The sequence below is a fragment of the Bacillus sp. EU52 genome (assembly GCF_037964975.1).
In the GTDB taxonomy this organism is placed as follows: Bacteria; Bacillota; Bacilli; order Bacillales; family Bacillaceae; genus Bacillus; species Bacillus subtilis.
In genome coordinates, this window is sequence record NZ_CP150177.1 from 2,554,680 (window position 1) to 2,571,286 (window position 16,607).

The window sequence follows — 16,607 nt, forward strand, 5'->3', positions numbered from 1 at the left end:
GTCTTCTACTTTTTATATATTTATATCATTTATTCTGTTAAAGATTTATAAAGCACAGAATCTATTAAGTCATTTACGCTTTTTCATCCCCTTTCATATTTAAAATAAGAGAGACCTTCCTTAGAGATATTTGCATTTACCCATTGTAAATCTCCATTTTTTGGGCATTAATTATATTAAACCGAAAAATATCTTCTTTCATCAGACGTTTTCCCTATTTTTACTTTATACCTTACAGACTATAAAGAAAACTTTTCCTTTTGAATTTAAACCTTATTACCTATTTCGTTAAGTCGAATTATTTTCGATATTAAGTGGTGGATGATTTTCACTCTCTTTTTTATCCTTTTAAATTATTTTAAAAAATAATCAAAAAACAAATCATTTTGATCCCTATTCATAGCAGCAAACGTTACTTTTGGTACAAAGTCCTTTATAAACAGAAAAAGAGGAGCAAACGTATGGTTTACTCCTCTAACTTAGTTTCTTTCTTCTTGGTTTTTCATAATCTGATGTTTTCCTTAACAGCAGTTCCAACCCGTCACTTTCTCCGCAGCATATAATCAAGATTCTAATACCAATCCAAAAGTTATTTTGATCTACTGAGAATTTTAATTTGCGGTGCCCTATTGCCTTTTTCTCTCTCTGACTCACAGTTTTAAACCATTCAATAAAAAACCCTCAATTGATGTTTCATATTCATTTGATTTTCAAAAACTTCAGCCGTATCAACCTGTTAATCTTTCATTTTACCCGCTGACTTATATCAAAGGAGCTCTAACCAAATTTTAATGGCTGTCGCACTTATTAATAGCGCTAAAATCCATTGCAGGAATTTTGTATTTGCTTTTTTTCCAACTGATGCGCCAATAGGAGAAGCAATGAAACTAGCGATAATAAGAACCAGGGCTGGTACAAAAAGCACCTGTCCCGTGATTACTTTTCCAACTGTTGCTCCAATAGATGATAGAAATGTAATCGCAAGAGATGAAGCAACAGTGATTCTTACAGGAATATTTAAAATCGATAACATAATGGGGACTAGGATAAAGGCGCCGCCAGCTCCTAAAATACCTGATACGCCGCCAATGATAAAGGCTATGGACGAAGCTAACCATTTATTAAATATCACTTCTTCGCCTTCTCTATGGGCTTGCCCTCTTTTAGGTATAAACATTAAAATAACTGCTATAATAGCCAGAATTCCGTATATAAAGTTAATTCCTTTTTCAGATATATAATGAGAAAAGTAACTCCCCAATACACTCCCTAAAAGGATGCTGCTTCCCATGTAAATTATTAATGCTTTATTTAGAAGACCACTCTTACGATAAGCCCAAACACCGCCGAGTGTCGCAAAGAAAACTTGAATAGCCCCTATCCCTGAAACTTCATGGGCAGTTAATGACATCACTCCCACTAAAGAAGGAATGTACAATAGCATTGGATAATTAATAACTGCTCCGCCAATACCAATCATTCCGGAAATAAAGGCACCAATAAACCCTATAATGAAAAGAGTTGTGATAAAGGCAATATCCACTTTGGTTTCCTCCTATCAAAGGAAAAGGGTATCTTTCTATTCGATACCCTTTCACATTCATTAGCCTTTTTGAATCCAAAATTTCAATACATCGCCCTCGTCCGTTTGCTCTAAAAGGTCATGTCCGCCTGATTTAGACCAGGCTGCAAGATCATTTTTAGCTCCCTTATCTGTTGCATGCACTTCTAATATTTGACCTGATTCCAGTTCATTCATCGCTTTTTTTGTCCTGACGATTGGCATTGGGCATGCCAGGCCTTTTGCGTCTAATACTTTATCTGATTTCATGTTCATCTCTCCTCTTATTAATAGAAACTTGTGTTACCGTATTGCACAGCGGTTTGGGCCAATCTCCATTTCACGCTGTTTTTCTTCATCTGGGCTGATTTTCCCCATGTTTGTTTCTCGAATCTCTTGGTATGCATTTGGTTGCGGAGGCAAATGATCTGTTACTAGGTGTCTAAATTCTGTTTCATCCGCAATGTTCAAACCATGGTTCTCGCTAAATAATGTACTTAGTTTTTTACCAACACTTCCATCCTCATTTAGCTCGTCAATGATCATAAAGTGTGCCGGTAATACAATTAAATCCTTTGATAACGCTTTGTAACGGCTATAAAGCGTTTTTCTTAAATCTCCTACCCAATCTTCTGCCATACCGGCTAAGTCTGGTCTGCCGATTGAATCAATAAACAAAATATCACCTGAAAGAAGATACAGATCATCGACAATGAAAGAAGTGGACCCAATCGTGTGTCCCGGAGAATAAATCGGTTGAATTTTAATCGTTGTATTTCCAATGATCATGTCGTTTCCTTCTTCCAACGGCTGATAATCGAATACCACTTCTTCAGCATCTTTAGGCGGTAACCAGTAGGTTGCTTTTGTTTTTTCAGCAATGACTCTGCCGCCTGAAATATGGTCCGCGTGAAGATGTGTATCAAATACGTGAGTAATCGTTGCACCCTTCTCCTTCGCAAAATCCATAAAGAAATCTACCATACGTGTCGCATCAATAATTGCTGCTTCACCATTGGAAATGACCATGTATGACAGGCAGCCTTTACCGATTCGAACAAACTGATACATCTCACCGCCATCTTTTAAATCCCCGACTTTTACCGGCTCTAAATGTTCGCTCCATGCTTTCATTCCACCCTTAAGATAGGATACAGAATGACCTGCTTCAGATAGCATTTCGGATACCATGACGGATGAACCTTCTTTTGCACAAACGACCAGCACTTCTTTATCAGAAGGAATTTTCTCCAATATATCTTCTACGCCATCTAAAAGATCAAAATAAGGAACATTCAAATGGTCAAAGTCATGCCCTTCTATCTTCCAATCATTAAAATCATTTTCATTACGCACATCCAAAATAAATAAAGGTTCTTTGTTATAGATTTTTTTTGTCACTTCTTTTGGGGTCATTGCCTTTACGGTCATGTTTCAATACCTCCTATATCAAATCTTTTAGCGAAACTAAAACGTTAAGGATACATCAGCATCTTTAACAAAATCTAAAAAGGTAACAGCCCCGCCTACTTCGATTCCTTGTATAAATTCATCTTTTGTTAAACCCATAACGTCCATCGTTATTTGACAACCAATTCATGCAACTCCCATTTCAATCAGTTTAGGAATAGAAGGCACATTTGCTTTCTTACAACCTTCTGCGACATGTTCTTTTCCTTGTCGCAATATTACAGACTTTATAAGCATCAAACAGACCGCCATTTGCCGCAATAATCGCTACTCTTGTACTCATCTGTTCATCATGCTTTTTATTTATTCGGTTTTACCTGTCCAATCCCGCATACCGGGGACAACATTAATAACCTTTTTAAAACCTTGTTTCTTCATGGTGTGGGCCGCCATTTCACTTCTTCTTCCCGAATGGCAGATAATATAAATTTCATCATTTTTGTTTAATTCATTAGAGCGCTTTTCCACTTCACCAAGAGGGATATGCACAACTCCAGGAATATGAGCTTTTTCATACTCCTCTATCTCTCGTACATCTAAAATGTTAAGAGACTCGTCACTATCCACTTTCTGTTTGAAAGCTTCTAATGAAATCTCAGGAATTGAAGATGCATTTTCTGATGAATGCTCTCCTCCTTTTCGAAGAAAATGACGAAGTATTTCTCCCTCTGCTTCAGTACCTAGATATTCATGGCCTGTACTTTTTGCCCATGCTTCCAGATCTGCTGTGGAACCTTTATCTGTTGCTTGAATTTCCAATACTTCACCAGCTTTTAAATCCTTCATTCTCTTCTTCGTTTTTACGATAGGCATTGGACACGCCAAACCTTTAGCGTCTAGTACAATAGTTGCTTTCATCATTTTTTCCTCCTTTTTTCATATAGGGGTGGGGGTATATAAATATACAAAAAGTTTCTCACTAGAAGTTAATACCATGTATTCATGCCCCCTTTTATATTTGTGATGTTTTTAAATCCTTGTTTCTTCAATATTTTTACTTGCCTTTAAACTTCTCATTCCGCTTAGCAATGAGTAAATGAGTAACATTAGATAAATAAGTTGACACTGCCTTCCTCAGCATCAGCCAAATAGGCTGCTACACCAGCATAGTCAATATCATCTAATAGTTCTTTTTCCTGTAAACCAAGAAGATCCATTGTCATCGTACAAGCTACGAGCTTTACCCCCTGTTCTTGAGCCATCTCAATCAACTGAGGTAAAGTAAGTGCATTATGCTTTTTCATCACATTTTTAATCATTTTAGGGCCCATACCTGCAAAGTTCATTTTAGATAAACCCATCTTATCAGCACCACGAGGCATCATCTTTCCAAACATTTTTTCAAGAAATCCTTTTTTCACTGGAATCAGCTCTTCTTTACGTAAAGCGTTTAATCCCCAAAAAGTATGGAAGATCGTCACTTCATGATCGTAGGCAGCTGCACCATTTGCAATAATATAGGCTGCCATTGCCTTATCATAATCCCCGCTAAATAAAACAATTGTTGTGCGTTTTGTTTGTTCTGTCATGTTTATTCTCCTAACCAATTACCCCCGCGGGTATATTAAAGTCAAAAAATTTTTTCGAAAGATCTGCTATTATTCAACTCTTTAAATACCATAGGGGGTATAATATAACGCATATAAAAATTCGTCAACCTTAGGTTGATGAATTTTTATCGGCTCTTTACCAATAAGTCGACTGCTTCTTTTACTAAATTTTGTGTGTCTTCGCCTTTTTCTAAACTTTCACGAACACAATGTTCAAGGTTTGTGCTCACAATTAAACCCATCGCTCGATCGATCGCATTACGGGAAGCTGCTAATTGGGTCACAACCTCTCTACAATCTTTTCCTTGTTCCATCATAGTCAATACACCTTTAATTTGTCCTTCAATCCGTCGTAAGCGGTTTTTAATCTTTTGATCATACTCCATATATCAATGAAATCCTTTCTTTCATTTATTTTTACATTTACATGCTGCCAGTTCATAACTGTTTACATGGATACCTTTGCGCTTTAGAAAACGCACTCCTAAATTTAATTCCACCCGGTCACGAGCTATTACGTGTATTTTATCACGTGGAATCTCTAAATAAAAACGTTTTAGATACGCATATGGGATGTTTAAAATAATATTATCCGAAAAATTGGGTACATCGTTATAATGACGAATATCTAATATTGTGATGTCCATAGCCTCTAATTTATCTTTATGGATACAAGAGATTCCGGTTATAGGATAATACCGTCTATACGTTGCAATGATAATCACAAAAATAAGCAGGAATGCAATAACTAAATAATTGATACTACTTACACCACCTTATTAACTCTTTGTTATTCACAAAACAATAATATACCCCCATAGGTATATAGTCAAGTGTGAAAGTTACTTTCTTTGAGCTGATAGATTCATTTCAATATCCGCGGATTGAAAAAATACTTACATTTGGATAATGCCAATTCTGCTAAAAGGAACTCGAATAAAGCAATAAGCCGATTTAATTTTAAATCGGCTTTATTTATCAATTACTTAAAATTAGCACAAGACACGCTGCTTGGATATTAAATGGGGTTTCATTAGCATGGTACTGGTTCCCCATGTTTCATGCTAAATGTGACTTTAATTATTCTAGAATTCTGCAGAATATCTGTGCTAATCTTCCGCAGCCACTGCATCTGCTTTGGTTTCATGAACTGTACCAAATGGATGGTTAGGAGGAGCATAAATGGAGTAAAGTTTTAATGGCGTATTTCCTGTATTAATTACGTTGTGCCAAGTGCCGGCAGGGACAACAATGGCAGAATCATCATATACATTTCTTTGAAAGTTCAAATGATCTTTACTCTTTCCCATTTTGACGATCCCACGCCCCTGCTCAATCCGTAAGAACTGGTCAACGTTAGGATGGATTTCCAAACCAATGTCTTCTCCAATACCAATACTCATCAAAGTAACTTGAAAATGCTTTCCTGTCCATAAAGCAGTACGGAATGTATTGTTTTGTTTTGTGGCTCTATTGATATTTACAACAAATGGTTTTGGTCCATAATCCTTCAAAAGAAGGTTTCTATCTTCATATGAAGAGCGCAAATCGGCACCTCTGTGTACGTTCTCCATCTCATTTGGAATAGTCCAATAAACAGATCTTCCATCATTATACATCGGCACAGTCACATAATAATAACATTGAGGCGAAAAAGGGTTATAGTACATTTTTTGATCCCCGCAATTATAAATTTTTGTGATAGTATCCTATGCATTTATTAAGGGAGTGTGCTAAATCAAGAAAACTCATATTAAACACAAAAATGAATGTTCGATCACCGTTTGATTCATGGATGAATAATTTATCACCGACCTTGTAATCGTTTTCTGGATGTTGAATTTCACTAGCCTTTGTTAACAAGACATCGAATGACACCTTTATATGATGGATTATCAAAGGTCGACGATCCTAAATGGCTTTTGACATTTACATAGCACAACAACAGAGTATACGGAATTCTGTTGTTTGTCCCCCCTATCCCAGCTCTTTTAGATTTATCCCTTTGTATGCGCCTTGATGGCCAGCTTTTCAGCAGCGTAGTATTTAGCGCCTCCTGAATCGTTATAGCATATTTCAACGCCGATAAACTTGCGGTTCCCAGTGCCGTTTGTACCGTCACCTGTATGTGGGCTCGTTTTTAGTAAACTAGTTTATATTCTTTTTGGGCACACAATAGAAGCAATTTTTCATATGAAAATTTCGTAATCTTACACCTCTTTAACTTGAAGGAGGATTTTTGCATATGTATTTTCATACCCGTCAACTACCATCTCATCCAGCATATATTCCTCATATGCATTTTCCCCTATTTGCATTCCATTCTTTTCAATGAACTCAATGATTCTCCGGTACGCCTCTTCAGTATTTCCGCCTATTTCATATCCAACTGCATACAGGCCTTTTGGCCGTACATGATAATTTATGTTCTCTCCCCCATTTTTTACTTTTATATAAAAGTAACTGTAATTGTAGAAGTCTTTTTCTAAGATTTGTTCCCGTGCAAAGATTCCGCCTATCGGATATCCTTCATCTAATTCATATTGCTGAACTTCATGAATGAGTTCTGAAATGGCTGCCACATATTTTCGTTCCGGTAAGTTTAATGTTTTTCGGCTTAACATGAATGTTTCTTCATTTAAATATTCAAAAGAAATTGAGGAAAAATCAGTCTCAAGTGCTTGTTCTGTAAGCGTCACTTTTGTTTGTAAGATCGTTTGCAACTGCTTAAGCTCATTTATTTTTTTATCAATCTCAATAGACTTTTCTTTTAGAACATGCAGGATCTTGTCTGGTGTTTTTCCTTTTATTAGACACTTTATTTCTTTTAATGGAACCCCAAGCTCTTTAAATAGACTGATGACTTGAAAAATCTCAAATTGATGATAGGAATAATATCTATACCCATTTTCTTTTTTTATTTCCGGCGAGAAAAGACCAATCTCATCATAATGAAATAAGGTTTGTTTTTTTACACGGCAGAGCTTCGAAAACTCCCCTGTTGTGAAATACTTCTTAACATCTTCGCTCATAAAAACCTCCTTGACTATACGGTAACCATATACCTTATGATTTGATTGTACTTGAAAAAAGCTTCAAGCGAAAAGGATAGGTAAAAAGGGTTCAATTGAGTAAAAGGGGAATTCAGATGAAAAAATCAATAAATGAGCAAAAAACGATATTCATTATACTATTAAGCAACATCTTCGTAGCATTTCTTGGTATCGGTTTAATCATTCCAGTTATGCCTTCTTTTATGAAAATCATGCATTTATCCGGCAGCACAATGGGTTATCTTGTTGCGGCTTTTGCCATTTCTCAGTTAATTACTTCACCTTTTGCAGGTAGGTGGGTTGACCGTTTCGGGAGAAAAAAAATGATTATTCTCGGGTTGCTTATATTCAGTTTATCTGAGTTGATTTTCGGATTAGGGACCCATGTTTCAATATTTTATTTCTCGAGGATATTGGGTGGTGTAAGTGCGGCTTTTATCATGCCCGCGGTAACAGCATATGTAGCTGATATTACAACCCTAAAGGAAAGGTCAAAGGCTATGGGGTATGTTTCTGCTGCAATTAGCACAGGCTTTATTATTGGGCCTGGTGCGGGAGGATTTATTGCCGGCTTTGGCATCCGCATGCCGTTTTTCTTCGCCTCCGCCATCGCGTTAATAGCAGCTGTCACTTCCGTTTTTATACTAAAAGAGTCATTGTCGATAGAAGAACGCCATCAACTCTCATCTCATACAAAGGAATCAAATTTCATTAAAGACTTGAAGAGATCCATTCACCCTGTCTATTTCATTGCATTTATTATCGTCTTTGTAATGGCTTTTGGTTTATCAGCTTATGAAACGGTATTCAGCTTGTTTTCTGATCATAAATTTGGCTTCACACCAAAAGATATTGCAGCCATTATTACGATTAGTTCCATTGTTGCGGTAGTTATTCAAGTTTTACTTTTCGGGAAATTGGTCAACAAACTTGGAGAGAAAAGAATGATTCAGCTGTGCTTAATAACCGGTGCGATCTTGGCTTTCGTGTCTACTGTTATGTCAGGATTTTTAACTGTTTTGCTTGTAACTTGTTTTATTTTTCTGGCGTTCGATTTGCTACGTCCGGCCTTAACCGCTCATTTATCCAATATGGCCGGTAACCAGCAGGGTTTCGTAGCAGGCATGAACTCCACATACACCAGCCTGGGAAATATATTTGGACCTGCTTTAGGCGGTATACTATTTGATCTTAACATTCATTATCCTTTCCTTTTTGCAGGTTTCGTTATGATTGTCGGCCTTGGTCTTACAATGGTTTGGAAAGAAAAAAAGAATGATGCTGCAGCTTTGAATTAATTCAGCCTCTATAAAGTCAAGTCATTTGGATGCAGGGAATGCCCCTGGTTAGGCACAATAAGAAAGGTACTTAATATGATAGGCTACATGTTGCTTGACGTGAATATAGTTTAAGCTGAGTTTTAGCAATATCAGGATTTCATCTGCCATCACCTTAAGCCGCAGCCTAACCGGGATAAGAAAAAAGGAGAATGTAGTATGAGTATAAAAATAAAAGGAGTAACTGATGATAATCGTGCTGCAATTCTTGATCTGCATGTCAGCCAGAATCAATTATCATATATTGAAACTACAAAAGTATGTTTAGAGGATGCAAAAGAATGTCACTATTATAAACCTGTCGGGCTTTACTATGAAGGAGATCTAGTCGGTTTTGCAATGTATGGATTGTTTCCCGAGTATGATGAAGATAATAAAAACGGACGAGTCTGGCTTGACCGATTTTTTATTGACGAACGCTATCAGGGAAAAGGATTAGGGAAGAAAATGCTTAAAGCCCTCATTCAGCACCTTGCTGAGCTATATAAATGCAAAAGAATTTATTTAAGTATATTTGAAAATAATATTCATGCTATACGCCTTTATCAAAGGTTTGGTTTTCAATTTAATGGTGAACTCGACTTTAATGGTGAGAAGGTAATGGTAAAAGAGCTATAGATATCCAAGCCTCCTTGTTTGCTGAGAAACGTTTGAACTTCGATAATGATTACCTACTTAAACTGCAAGATCATTGTTTAAAAAAGCCTGGATGAAAATTTCATCTCAGGCTTTAAGCATCTTATTAGTCAAAATCTCATGTGTTTTATCCAGATGTTATTCTTTTTTCCAGACAATTTCTAAATAATTAATATGCCGGCCAACTGTTTTGTACACTTTAAAAATATACCCATCGGCTTCTATAACGGACCCAACTGCAGCGTCTATTTGTTGAGTCATAAACCAGCCGCCTATTGTATCCACTTCGTCACTTTCTAACGTCGTTCCCAATAAATCATTTACATCCTCAATGAGCACTTTCGAATCTAAGATATAGTGATTATCATTTACTTTTCTAATATTAGGCACTTCATCTTTATCAAATTCATCTCTGATTTCCCCGACAATTTCTTCAAGAATATCTTCAGCAGTGACTAAACCTGAAGTTCCGCCATATTCATCCACAAGAATAGCGATATGTGTTCGCTCTTTTTGCATTTTTACCAATAAATCATGAATTGGAACGGATTCAATAACATGGATAACAGGGTTGATATGATTTTCTAACTTGAAATCCTCTTTTATCTTCTGGTCTGTGTCAATATAAGCTGACAAGAATTCTTTAGCATTGATAAAACCAATGATTGAATCTTTATCTCCATTTAGGACTGGGTACCTTGTATAACTCTCTGTCTTAATGGCCTTAACAATAGTTTCATAAGAATCCTCACTAGAAATCGCTACGATCTCTCTTCTCGGAATCATAATTTCTTTGGCGATTCTTTCATCAAATTCAAAAATATTATTTACATATTTCAACTCATTTTGATTGATTTCACCGCTCTTATAGCTTTCAGACAGTAAGATGCGCAGTTCTTCTTCAGAATGAGCAAGTTCATGTTCTGATGCAGGTTTCAAACCGAAGAGTCCTACTATAAACCGGGCTGAACCATTTAAAAACCATATAAAAGGGAACAGGATGCGGTAAAACCAAATAATTGGCTTTGCAGTCAAAAGAGTGATGGTTTCCGCTTTTTGGATAGCGAGTGTTTTAGGAGCAAGTTCTCCAACTACAACGTGCAAAAAAGTCGCCATCACAAAAGCAATCACTAAGATCAATACATGTGAGACTGTTTCACTTACATGAAAATGAGCAAATAAGGGGTGCAAAATCACTTCAAAAGTCGATTCTCCAACCCAGCCAATTCCCAACGCTGTAACCGTGATCCCTAATTGACAAGCTGACAAATATTCGTCCAAATGAGTAATGACCTTTTTGGCTGATACGGCACCTTTTTTTCCCTCTAATATGAGTTGGTCAATTTTTGATGACCTGATCTTTACTATCGCAAATTCAGTCGCAACAAAAAATGCTGTTAAGACAATTAAAATAGTAAAGATTATAAGGTTAATGGTTGTCAATGATTTGCCTTACCTAGTAAGGCGTACACCTCCGATATAAATATTTATTTTTATAACCCGTTTTTTCTGAATAAACAAAAAACAGTATATATAACATTATAAGTTCAAAAGAACCTAAAATCAACTCTGAATGATGTAAATAATCATTTTTTTCCGTATGGAGAGTGGTTCCCATAGTATTCAACTAGCGATTGGTGACGTTTTAAAAGAAAGCAAAATAAAAACACACCTGAATTTTCTGGTGTGTTTCAATAATATCCAACCGTCTTGATTTATTTAATGTCTTTATTAAGGTTTTCTTTTAAAATTTGAATCAATTCCGCCTGTTGCTTTATATTTTTGCGGCCATTTCTATTAATTGCAGCAAGTTCACAGACAATTCCAGCTGAAATGAAAAACAATAAACCTTCAAACATTTTAAATCCCCCACCGTCTAAGTGATAGTCAAATTTGTTTTTTCTTTTTGTAATACCTGCTTATAATCTTCCTTACGCTGATATATGTTATTTAAAATGAGTCCAATAATGACAAACAGTGTTCCTACTATATCAAATGCAGTTATGTTATATCCTTTGATCACCATGATTAACAATGTAGTAATGGGGACAAAGTTAATAAATAAAATCCCATTAATGGATGATAGGATTTTAATGCCATAGTTCCAACTAAGGAGGGCTATGATACCTGGTAAAGTAATCATAAATAAAAAATCATACTTAATTGCTGCAATCACTTTAATACTCGGTACCGACACGTAACCTTGCGCGGTAAGTATAGCTGTCATGATTCCTGTTATAGCTGTGCCGAATAAACATGTCAAAGTTGAATAACGAAGTGTGGACCACTCTCGGAATATCTGTCCCCCCATTGTGTAGACAACCCACCCTAAAACACCAATGAATATAAAGAGTATCGAGAATAGATGATCCCCTAATGAAAAAAAGAAACTTATATTACCTTTGGTTATGACCATCGAAGCCCCCAAAAAGGCAATCAATATACTGATCATTGTGTATTTTTTAGGTTTCACATGTTTATATCCCCATAGAATAACAATTGAAAGCATCGGCATGAGTGCCTCGGCAATGGATGCTGTCATAATTCCAGACTTCCCCATCAACCTTTGACCTAAAAAAATAAGAACATTGTATACAGTAAACGCCATCACCCCAAATAAAATGATCCATTTTGCTTTACCCTCTAAATAAAATGATTTTTTTCCTTCTCTCACCAATAATAAAATCACTAACATAATCGTTACCACACCGTAGCGAATAAATGAAAAATAAAACGGATCAACAAATTCTAATGCATGATCTGCAACTGGAAACATCGCGCCCCAAGACATACTTGCTACTAAACATGTAAGGGCACCAATGAATAATTGACCTTTTTTCATTGAATTCCCCCCCTTTTCTTTAAAATTACAATGAGAATTATAAAAAGAAGTAAGCATCAAGTAAAATGAACAAAAGTGATGAAAAACATCATTGATAATGATACTTTAATGAAGGGGGGATCTTCATGGAACTGCGAGACTTACAAATTTTCAAATGCGTAGCCCATCACAAGAGTATTACCGGTGCTGCAAAAGAGTTAAATTATGTACAATCTAATGTAACTGCGCGGATTAAGCAATTAGAGAATGAACTCAAAACACCTCTTTTCAATCGCCATAAAAAAGGGGTTTCACTAAGCCCAGAGGGCCGAAAAATGATTGAATACGTTAACAAAATTTTGAAAGATGTTGAAGAACTGGAGCAAGTCTTTCTAGATACTGATATACCGTCTGGAATATTAAAAATCGGTACAGTGGAAACAGTGAGGATACTGCCGACCATCATAGCTTCCTATTATAAAAAGTATCCTAATGTGGATTTATCATTGCAGGCTGGTCTAACAGAGGAACTTATTAAAAAGGTCATGAATCACGAATTAGACGGAGCTTTTATTTCAGGCCCTTTGAAACATTCTATCCTGGAACAGTATGATGTTTATACTGAAAAACTTACTCTTGTAACCAGTAACAAAACGTTTAATATAGAGGATTTTTCAACGACTCCGATTCTTGTTTTTAATCAGGGGTGCGGGTATCGGTCTAGGCTTGAACAGTGGCTCAAAGATGAAGGTGTGCTCCCAAACAGAATGATGGAATTTAACATCCTGGAGACAATCTTAAATAGTGTTGCACTTGGACTCGGTATAACAGTGGTACCGGAATCTGCTGTTATGCATCTAGCTGTACAAGGTAAGGTTTATTGCCACCCATTGCCTGAGAAAGACAGCTGTATCTCCACAATCTTTATACGCCATAAAGATGCGTACCTGACAAATTCAATGCGCAGCCTCCTTAAGACCATTGTTGAACATAAAAATATGAGTATGGCTTAAAGTGATTTTTCTCTTTCTATATTCTAACTTCTTAAATAAAAGAGAAGGCTCATCTCCACTTCGCTACCCTTATTCACGCAAAAAATAGAGCAGTAAACATGTGAGTTACTGCTCTGCTTCGTTTATTCACCGTTCATTTGTTTTACAATGTATTCAGCATCATTTCCTACGCCTTGAAGCAACGCTGAACCTCGCTTATGCTGCCAAGGCAAACCTATAAAGTACAATCCTTCTACAGGTGAAACACCTCTATGATGTATGATTCGACCTTCTTGATCCAAAACACCTTTTATATTTATCCAACATAAGGGATTCCTGAAACCAGTAGCCCAAATAATATTGTTTACTTCTAATGTAGATGAATCTTTAAAAATGATTTCATTTTGCTTTGCGGCAATGACTCTTTTTTTTAAGATGATCTCCTTCTGTTTTATTGCATGTTTTAATTCATGCCCAAATACTGGATCACCTTTCTTTTGAATGAATTTGCCTACTATTGATGTATGACTTGCATGTAAAACTCCTAGTTTATCAAACCACCAAAAGATGCTTCTTTTTCCGATCATTAAAGGGAAATAAACAAGTTTATTACTACAAGCTAAATATGTAACTCTTTCTTTGGATAATTCAACAGCTATTTGAGCACCACTATTCCCACCACCAACTACTAGTACATTTCCATATGCCAATTGTTTTGAATTCTTATATTGTGATGAGTGTAGTTGATTAATATTATCGGATAAATCCTTTGATATTGATGGAATATTAGGGGTATGAAAAGGCCCTGTAGCAATGACAAGATTCTTCGTTTGATATTCTTCCCGATTTGTTTTTATTAAGAAATAATTCTTTATTTTTAGGACACTTATTACTTCTGTCCGTAATTGGATTGGAATTTCAAATTTTTTAACATACTTCTTTAGATAAGCAACAATTTCATTTTTTGAAGGAAATCCATGTTTTTCTCCTTCAAGATGCATTCCAGGCAAAGAGCTATACATTCGAGAAGTAAATAAAACTAATGAGTCATACCGATCTTTCCAGCTCTCCCCCACCCCATGACTTTTATCCAAAATAATAAACTTTTGATCGGACTGCTTTAGATAATACCCTATCGAGATCCCTGCTTGACCAGCCCCGATTACTATAGTGTCGTACACATTATCACCCCGCCAATTTCAAATTGTCAGTAGACAGAATCTGCAAAATGCTAGTTGATCTCCTCACTATAAAGTTAGATAAAAAATTTAATGGTGATGGTGGTCACGCGGCTTCTCCATTTTGGGCTGACAAAGGATCGCATTGTCGTGATTATGCGCTTCGGTTTCCATTTGAATGGTTACGTGCGTAATGCCTTTATGCTCAAGTTCATGTTCAATTTTGCGTAAAATATTTTCACTTTCTGAAATGGTCAGTTGATCGTCAACAACTGCATGGCAAGAAAGAGCATTCAATCCGCTTGTGATAGACCATATGTGTAAATCATGAATGTTTTGAATTCCCTCTGTCCCTTCAATTGTACGAATGATATCAGAGACATCGATATTTTCTGGAGTTCCTTCCATTAAGATGTGAATGGAATCTTTAGTCACATTGTAACCGCTTCTTAGAACAAGAATAGCCACAATGATACTAGCCAATGGGTCTGCCCAGCCCCATCCAAAGAAGATGATGAGGATGGCAGCTAAAATGGCACCTACAGAGCCGAGCATATCGCTTATTACATGTAAATAAGCTCCTCTTATATTCAGATTATTCTTTGTATCTCCGCCACTCATCATAATCCAAGCGACCAATAGATTCACAACTAACCCGATGATACTAATTGTAAGCATGCCGGTTGTTGCTACTTTTGGTGGATTAGAGAAGCGTTCGATTGCTTCATAAATGATATAAAGAGAAATAAGAATTAAGGCAGCACCGTTTATCACAGCTGCAAGAATCTCAAATCGTTTATAGCCGAATGTCTTATTGTGATTTGCCTTTTTTTCAGCTAATGTAAAAGCAATCAGGGCAACCATTAATGAAATTGAATCACTCAGCATATGGCCTGCATCAGATAAAAGCGCCAGACTATTTGTTAAAAATCCACCTATAGCTTCTATTATCATATAACCTGTAATCATGATAAAAGAGATCAATAAAACCTTTTTATTTGCTCCTTCATTATGATTGTGACTATGATTGTGACCCATAAAAAACTCCTCCTTACCTAAAGTTTATTGATACATATGTATTTATTATTTCAAATCTGTTATGAAGCATTCTAACATAATGCAAACAATATTTATATATGATCATGTGTTCATATATAAATATATCTGCTCTTTACTGAAATGTCAAAATATTTTTTATAGAAATCCACAATACCTCCTTAATTATTCTTTTATAAACATAAAAAAGCGGAGCAAACACATGGTTTGCTCCGCTACCCTAGTTTCTCTATCCTTTTCTTCAATCAAGCATTTGAGGGTAGTATTCAACTACAATTTACCTGTTAAAAATTGGGCCTCACCAAGTCCAAAACTCCAGTCAGCATTATCATTTTCAACAATAGATACAATTAAATCAGTTGATGCGATACCACACTCAGATTCCAGTCTTTCAGCTAACAGCCTGTAAAATTTTTGTTTCTTCTCTTCCGGTCGGGATTTACTTGTAACTGAAAGAACAACAAGATTTTTAGTTCGGTTAAATCCTAACCCAGTATCCTCAATAATCATATGATTTTCTGGATGTTCATGAACAATTTGATAACGGTCTTGTTGAGGCACATCAAAAGCCTCTACTACAACATTGTGAGCGACATCTAAAAGTTTTTTCAAACTTGATTGATCTCGCCCTTCTATTAAGTCAAAACGAAGTAATGGCATAAAATCCCCTCCTTCTACTACAACAGTCTTTTTAATTTCATTCGTTAATGTGTCAGCTATTTCCAAGCAGCTGCTACATTTAGAATAAAGTAATTTCCCAATAACCCCTTCATTCTGGTGTTAGTCAAGCCTATGTTATGATGTGTATTTCCATAGGCAATATACAGAATCAACTTCAAGTAAATTAACCATTTTTTGAAATAGCCTTATCACTTACTCTAGAAATCATTTATTCTTCTAAGCTTTAGTTTACATGAAGCTCTGCTATCATATATAATTCAAAATTATGATGG

At 35.9% G+C, this 16,607-nt stretch carries 17 protein-coding genes and 5 pseudogenes; 3 read left to right on the forward strand and 19 right to left on the reverse strand.

Going from position 1 to position 16,607, the window contains the following annotated elements:
• Positions 1-766: 766 nt before the first annotated feature.
• From NSU05_RS13120 to bltR, 13 genes and pseudogenes are all read right to left on the reverse strand, one after another.
• On the reverse strand, positions 767-1,543 hold the full coding sequence (locus tag NSU05_RS13120) for a sulfite exporter TauE/SafE family protein (protein ID WP_038429357.1): 777 nt from the start codon (positions 1,541-1,543) through the stop codon (positions 767-769).
• A gap of 60 nt (positions 1,544-1,603) precedes the next feature.
• On the reverse strand, positions 1,604-1,831 hold the full coding sequence (locus NSU05_RS13125) for a sulfurtransferase TusA family protein (protein ID WP_038429358.1): 228 nt from the start codon (positions 1,829-1,831) through the stop codon (positions 1,604-1,606).
• A 33-nt stretch (positions 1,832-1,864) separates the two neighbouring features.
• Positions 1,865-2,999: pseudogene (locus NSU05_RS13130) on the reverse strand (MBL fold metallo-hydrolase).
• Between the two features lie 29 nt (positions 3,000-3,028).
• Positions 3,029-3,314 (reverse strand): annotated as a pseudogene (locus NSU05_RS13135) (DsrE/DsrF/DrsH-like family protein).
• A gap of 20 nt (positions 3,315-3,334) precedes the next feature.
• Entirely contained in the window at positions 3,335-3,892 is a 558-nt protein-coding gene (locus NSU05_RS13140) for a sulfurtransferase TusA family protein (RefSeq protein ID WP_015251636.1), read from the reverse strand.
• A gap of 65 nt (positions 3,893-3,957) precedes the next feature.
• Positions 3,958-4,054, reverse strand: a pseudogene (locus NSU05_RS13145) (rhodanese-like domain-containing protein); the annotation flags it as partial.
• A 23-nt stretch (positions 4,055-4,077) separates the two neighbouring features.
• Positions 4,078-4,560 carry a DsrE/DsrF/DrsH-like family protein gene (locus NSU05_RS13150; protein ID WP_024572226.1) on the reverse strand — a complete coding sequence of 161 codons (483 nt, stop codon included), beginning with the start codon at positions 4,558-4,560 and terminating at the stop codon, positions 4,078-4,080.
• A 146-nt stretch (positions 4,561-4,706) separates the two neighbouring features.
• On the reverse strand, positions 4,707-4,967 hold the full coding sequence (locus NSU05_RS13155) for a metal-sensitive transcriptional regulator (RefSeq protein ID WP_003237170.1): 261 nt from the start codon (positions 4,965-4,967) through the stop codon (positions 4,707-4,709).
• Between the two features lie 21 nt (positions 4,968-4,988).
• Positions 4,989-5,306, reverse strand: coding sequence for a sulfurtransferase (locus tag NSU05_RS13160; RefSeq protein WP_080497365.1), 318 nt, complete (start codon positions 5,304-5,306; stop codon positions 4,989-4,991).
• A gap of 384 nt (positions 5,307-5,690) precedes the next feature.
• Positions 5,691-6,251: a cupin domain-containing protein gene (locus tag NSU05_RS13165; RefSeq protein WP_038429361.1), complete on the reverse strand. Its 561-nt coding sequence runs from the start codon at positions 6,249-6,251 to the stop codon at positions 5,691-5,693.
• A 225-nt stretch (positions 6,252-6,476) separates the two neighbouring features.
• Positions 6,477-6,619 (reverse strand): annotated as a pseudogene (locus tag NSU05_RS13170) (hypothetical protein).
• Positions 6,597-6,728, reverse strand: a pseudogene (locus NSU05_RS13175) (hypothetical protein); the annotation flags it as partial. The pseudogenes NSU05_RS13175 and NSU05_RS13170, both read right to left, overlap by 23 nt.
• A gap of 63 nt (positions 6,729-6,791) precedes the next feature.
• Entirely contained in the window at positions 6,792-7,613 is an 822-nt protein-coding gene (bltR, locus tag NSU05_RS13180; protein ID WP_038429362.1) for a multidrug efflux transcriptional regulator BltR, read from the reverse strand.
• Positions 7,614-7,729: 116 nt separating this feature from the next.
• Between bltR and blt the strand changes: the two genes are divergently transcribed.
• Both blt and bltD read left to right on the forward strand, forming a co-directional pair.
• Positions 7,730-8,932 (forward strand): multidrug efflux MFS transporter Blt, encoded by a 1,203-nt coding sequence (blt, locus tag NSU05_RS13185; RefSeq protein ID WP_003229880.1) that lies wholly within the window; start codon positions 7,730-7,732, stop codon positions 8,930-8,932.
• 198 nt (positions 8,933-9,130) lie between these two features.
• Entirely contained in the window at positions 9,131-9,589 is a 459-nt protein-coding gene (gene bltD, locus NSU05_RS13190; RefSeq protein ID WP_017697683.1) for a spermine/spermidine acetyltransferase, read from the forward strand.
• 156 nt (positions 9,590-9,745) lie between these two features.
• On the opposite strand, the gene NSU05_RS13195 is transcribed toward bltD, so the two are convergent.
• The 3 genes from NSU05_RS13195 to NSU05_RS13205 all read right to left on the reverse strand — a co-directional run bounded on the left by NSU05_RS13195 (position 9,746) and on the right by NSU05_RS13205 (position 12,449).
• Positions 9,746-11,050: a hemolysin family protein gene (locus NSU05_RS13195; RefSeq protein ID WP_038429363.1), complete on the reverse strand. Its 1,305-nt coding sequence runs from the start codon at positions 11,048-11,050 to the stop codon at positions 9,746-9,748.
• Between the two features lie 272 nt (positions 11,051-11,322).
• Positions 11,323-11,466: a YrzO family protein gene (locus NSU05_RS13200; protein ID WP_014477437.1), complete on the reverse strand. Its 144-nt coding sequence runs from the start codon at positions 11,464-11,466 to the stop codon at positions 11,323-11,325.
• Positions 11,467-11,483: 17 nt separating this feature from the next.
• Positions 11,484-12,449 (reverse strand): DMT family transporter, encoded by a 966-nt coding sequence (locus tag NSU05_RS13205; protein WP_015714359.1) that lies wholly within the window; start codon positions 12,447-12,449, stop codon positions 11,484-11,486.
• Between the two features lie 125 nt (positions 12,450-12,574).
• Here NSU05_RS13205 and czcR point away from each other — a divergent pair, with 125 nt between their 5' ends.
• Positions 12,575-13,441 carry a LysR family transcriptional regulator CzcR gene (gene czcR / locus NSU05_RS13210; RefSeq protein ID WP_015714360.1) on the forward strand — a complete coding sequence of 289 codons (867 nt, stop codon included), beginning with the start codon at positions 12,575-12,577 and terminating at the stop codon, positions 13,439-13,441.
• Positions 13,442-13,563: 122 nt separating this feature from the next.
• Here czcR and NSU05_RS13215 read toward each other — a convergent pair whose 3' ends face one another.
• The 3 genes from NSU05_RS13215 to NSU05_RS13225 form a co-directional block, all read right to left on the reverse strand.
• Positions 13,564-14,601 carry an NAD(P)/FAD-dependent oxidoreductase gene (locus tag NSU05_RS13215; RefSeq protein WP_015714361.1) on the reverse strand — a complete coding sequence of 346 codons (1,038 nt, stop codon included), beginning with the start codon at positions 14,599-14,601 and terminating at the stop codon, positions 13,564-13,566.
• Positions 14,602-14,688: 87 nt separating this feature from the next.
• Positions 14,689-15,636, reverse strand: coding sequence for a CDF family zinc transporter CzcD (czcD, locus tag NSU05_RS13220; protein ID WP_038429364.1), 948 nt, complete (start codon positions 15,634-15,636; stop codon positions 14,689-14,691).
• Between the two features lie 288 nt (positions 15,637-15,924).
• Positions 15,925-16,314 carry a tautomerase family protein gene (locus NSU05_RS13225; protein ID WP_004398711.1) on the reverse strand — a complete coding sequence of 130 codons (390 nt, stop codon included), beginning with the start codon at positions 16,312-16,314 and terminating at the stop codon, positions 15,925-15,927.
• Positions 16,315-16,607: the final 293 nt, after the last annotated feature.

Excerpts from the sequence above, each read along its gene's own strand:
- NSU05_RS13125 (WP_038429358.1), bottom strand. The coding sequence starts at position 1,831 with ATGAAATCAGATAAAGTATTAGACGCAAAAGGCCTGGCATGCCCAATG.
- NSU05_RS13140 (WP_015251636.1), bottom strand. The coding sequence starts at position 3,892 with ATGATGAAAGCAACTATTGTACTAGACGCTAAAGGTTTGGCGTGTCCA.
- NSU05_RS13150 (WP_024572226.1), bottom strand. The coding sequence starts at position 4,560 with ATGACAGAACAAACAAAACGCACAACAATTGTTTTATTTAGCGGGGAT.
- NSU05_RS13155 (WP_003237170.1), bottom strand. The coding sequence starts at position 4,967 with ATGGAGTATGATCAAAAGATTAAAAACCGCTTACGACGGATTGAAGGA.
- NSU05_RS13165 (WP_038429361.1), bottom strand. The coding sequence starts at position 6,251 with ATGTACTATAACCCTTTTTCGCCTCAATGTTATTATTATGTGACTGTG.
- bltR (WP_038429362.1), bottom strand. The coding sequence starts at position 7,613 with ATGAGCGAAGATGTTAAGAAGTATTTCACAACAGGGGAGTTTTCGAAG.
- blt (WP_003229880.1), top strand. The coding sequence starts at position 7,730 with ATGAAAAAATCAATAAATGAGCAAAAAACGATATTCATTATACTATTA.
- bltD (WP_017697683.1), top strand. The coding sequence starts at position 9,131 with ATGAGTATAAAAATAAAAGGAGTAACTGATGATAATCGTGCTGCAATT.
- NSU05_RS13200 (WP_014477437.1), bottom strand. The coding sequence starts at position 11,466 with ATGTTTGAAGGTTTATTGTTTTTCATTTCAGCTGGAATTGTCTGTGAA.
- NSU05_RS13205 (WP_015714359.1), bottom strand. The coding sequence starts at position 12,449 with ATGAAAAAAGGTCAATTATTCATTGGTGCCCTTACATGTTTAGTAGCA.
- czcR (WP_015714360.1), top strand. The coding sequence starts at position 12,575 with ATGGAACTGCGAGACTTACAAATTTTCAAATGCGTAGCCCATCACAAG.
- czcD (WP_038429364.1), bottom strand. The coding sequence starts at position 15,636 with ATGGGTCACAATCATAGTCACAATCATAATGAAGGAGCAAATAAAAAG.
- NSU05_RS13225 (WP_004398711.1), bottom strand. The coding sequence starts at position 16,314 with ATGCCATTACTTCGTTTTGACTTAATAGAAGGGCGAGATCAATCAAGT.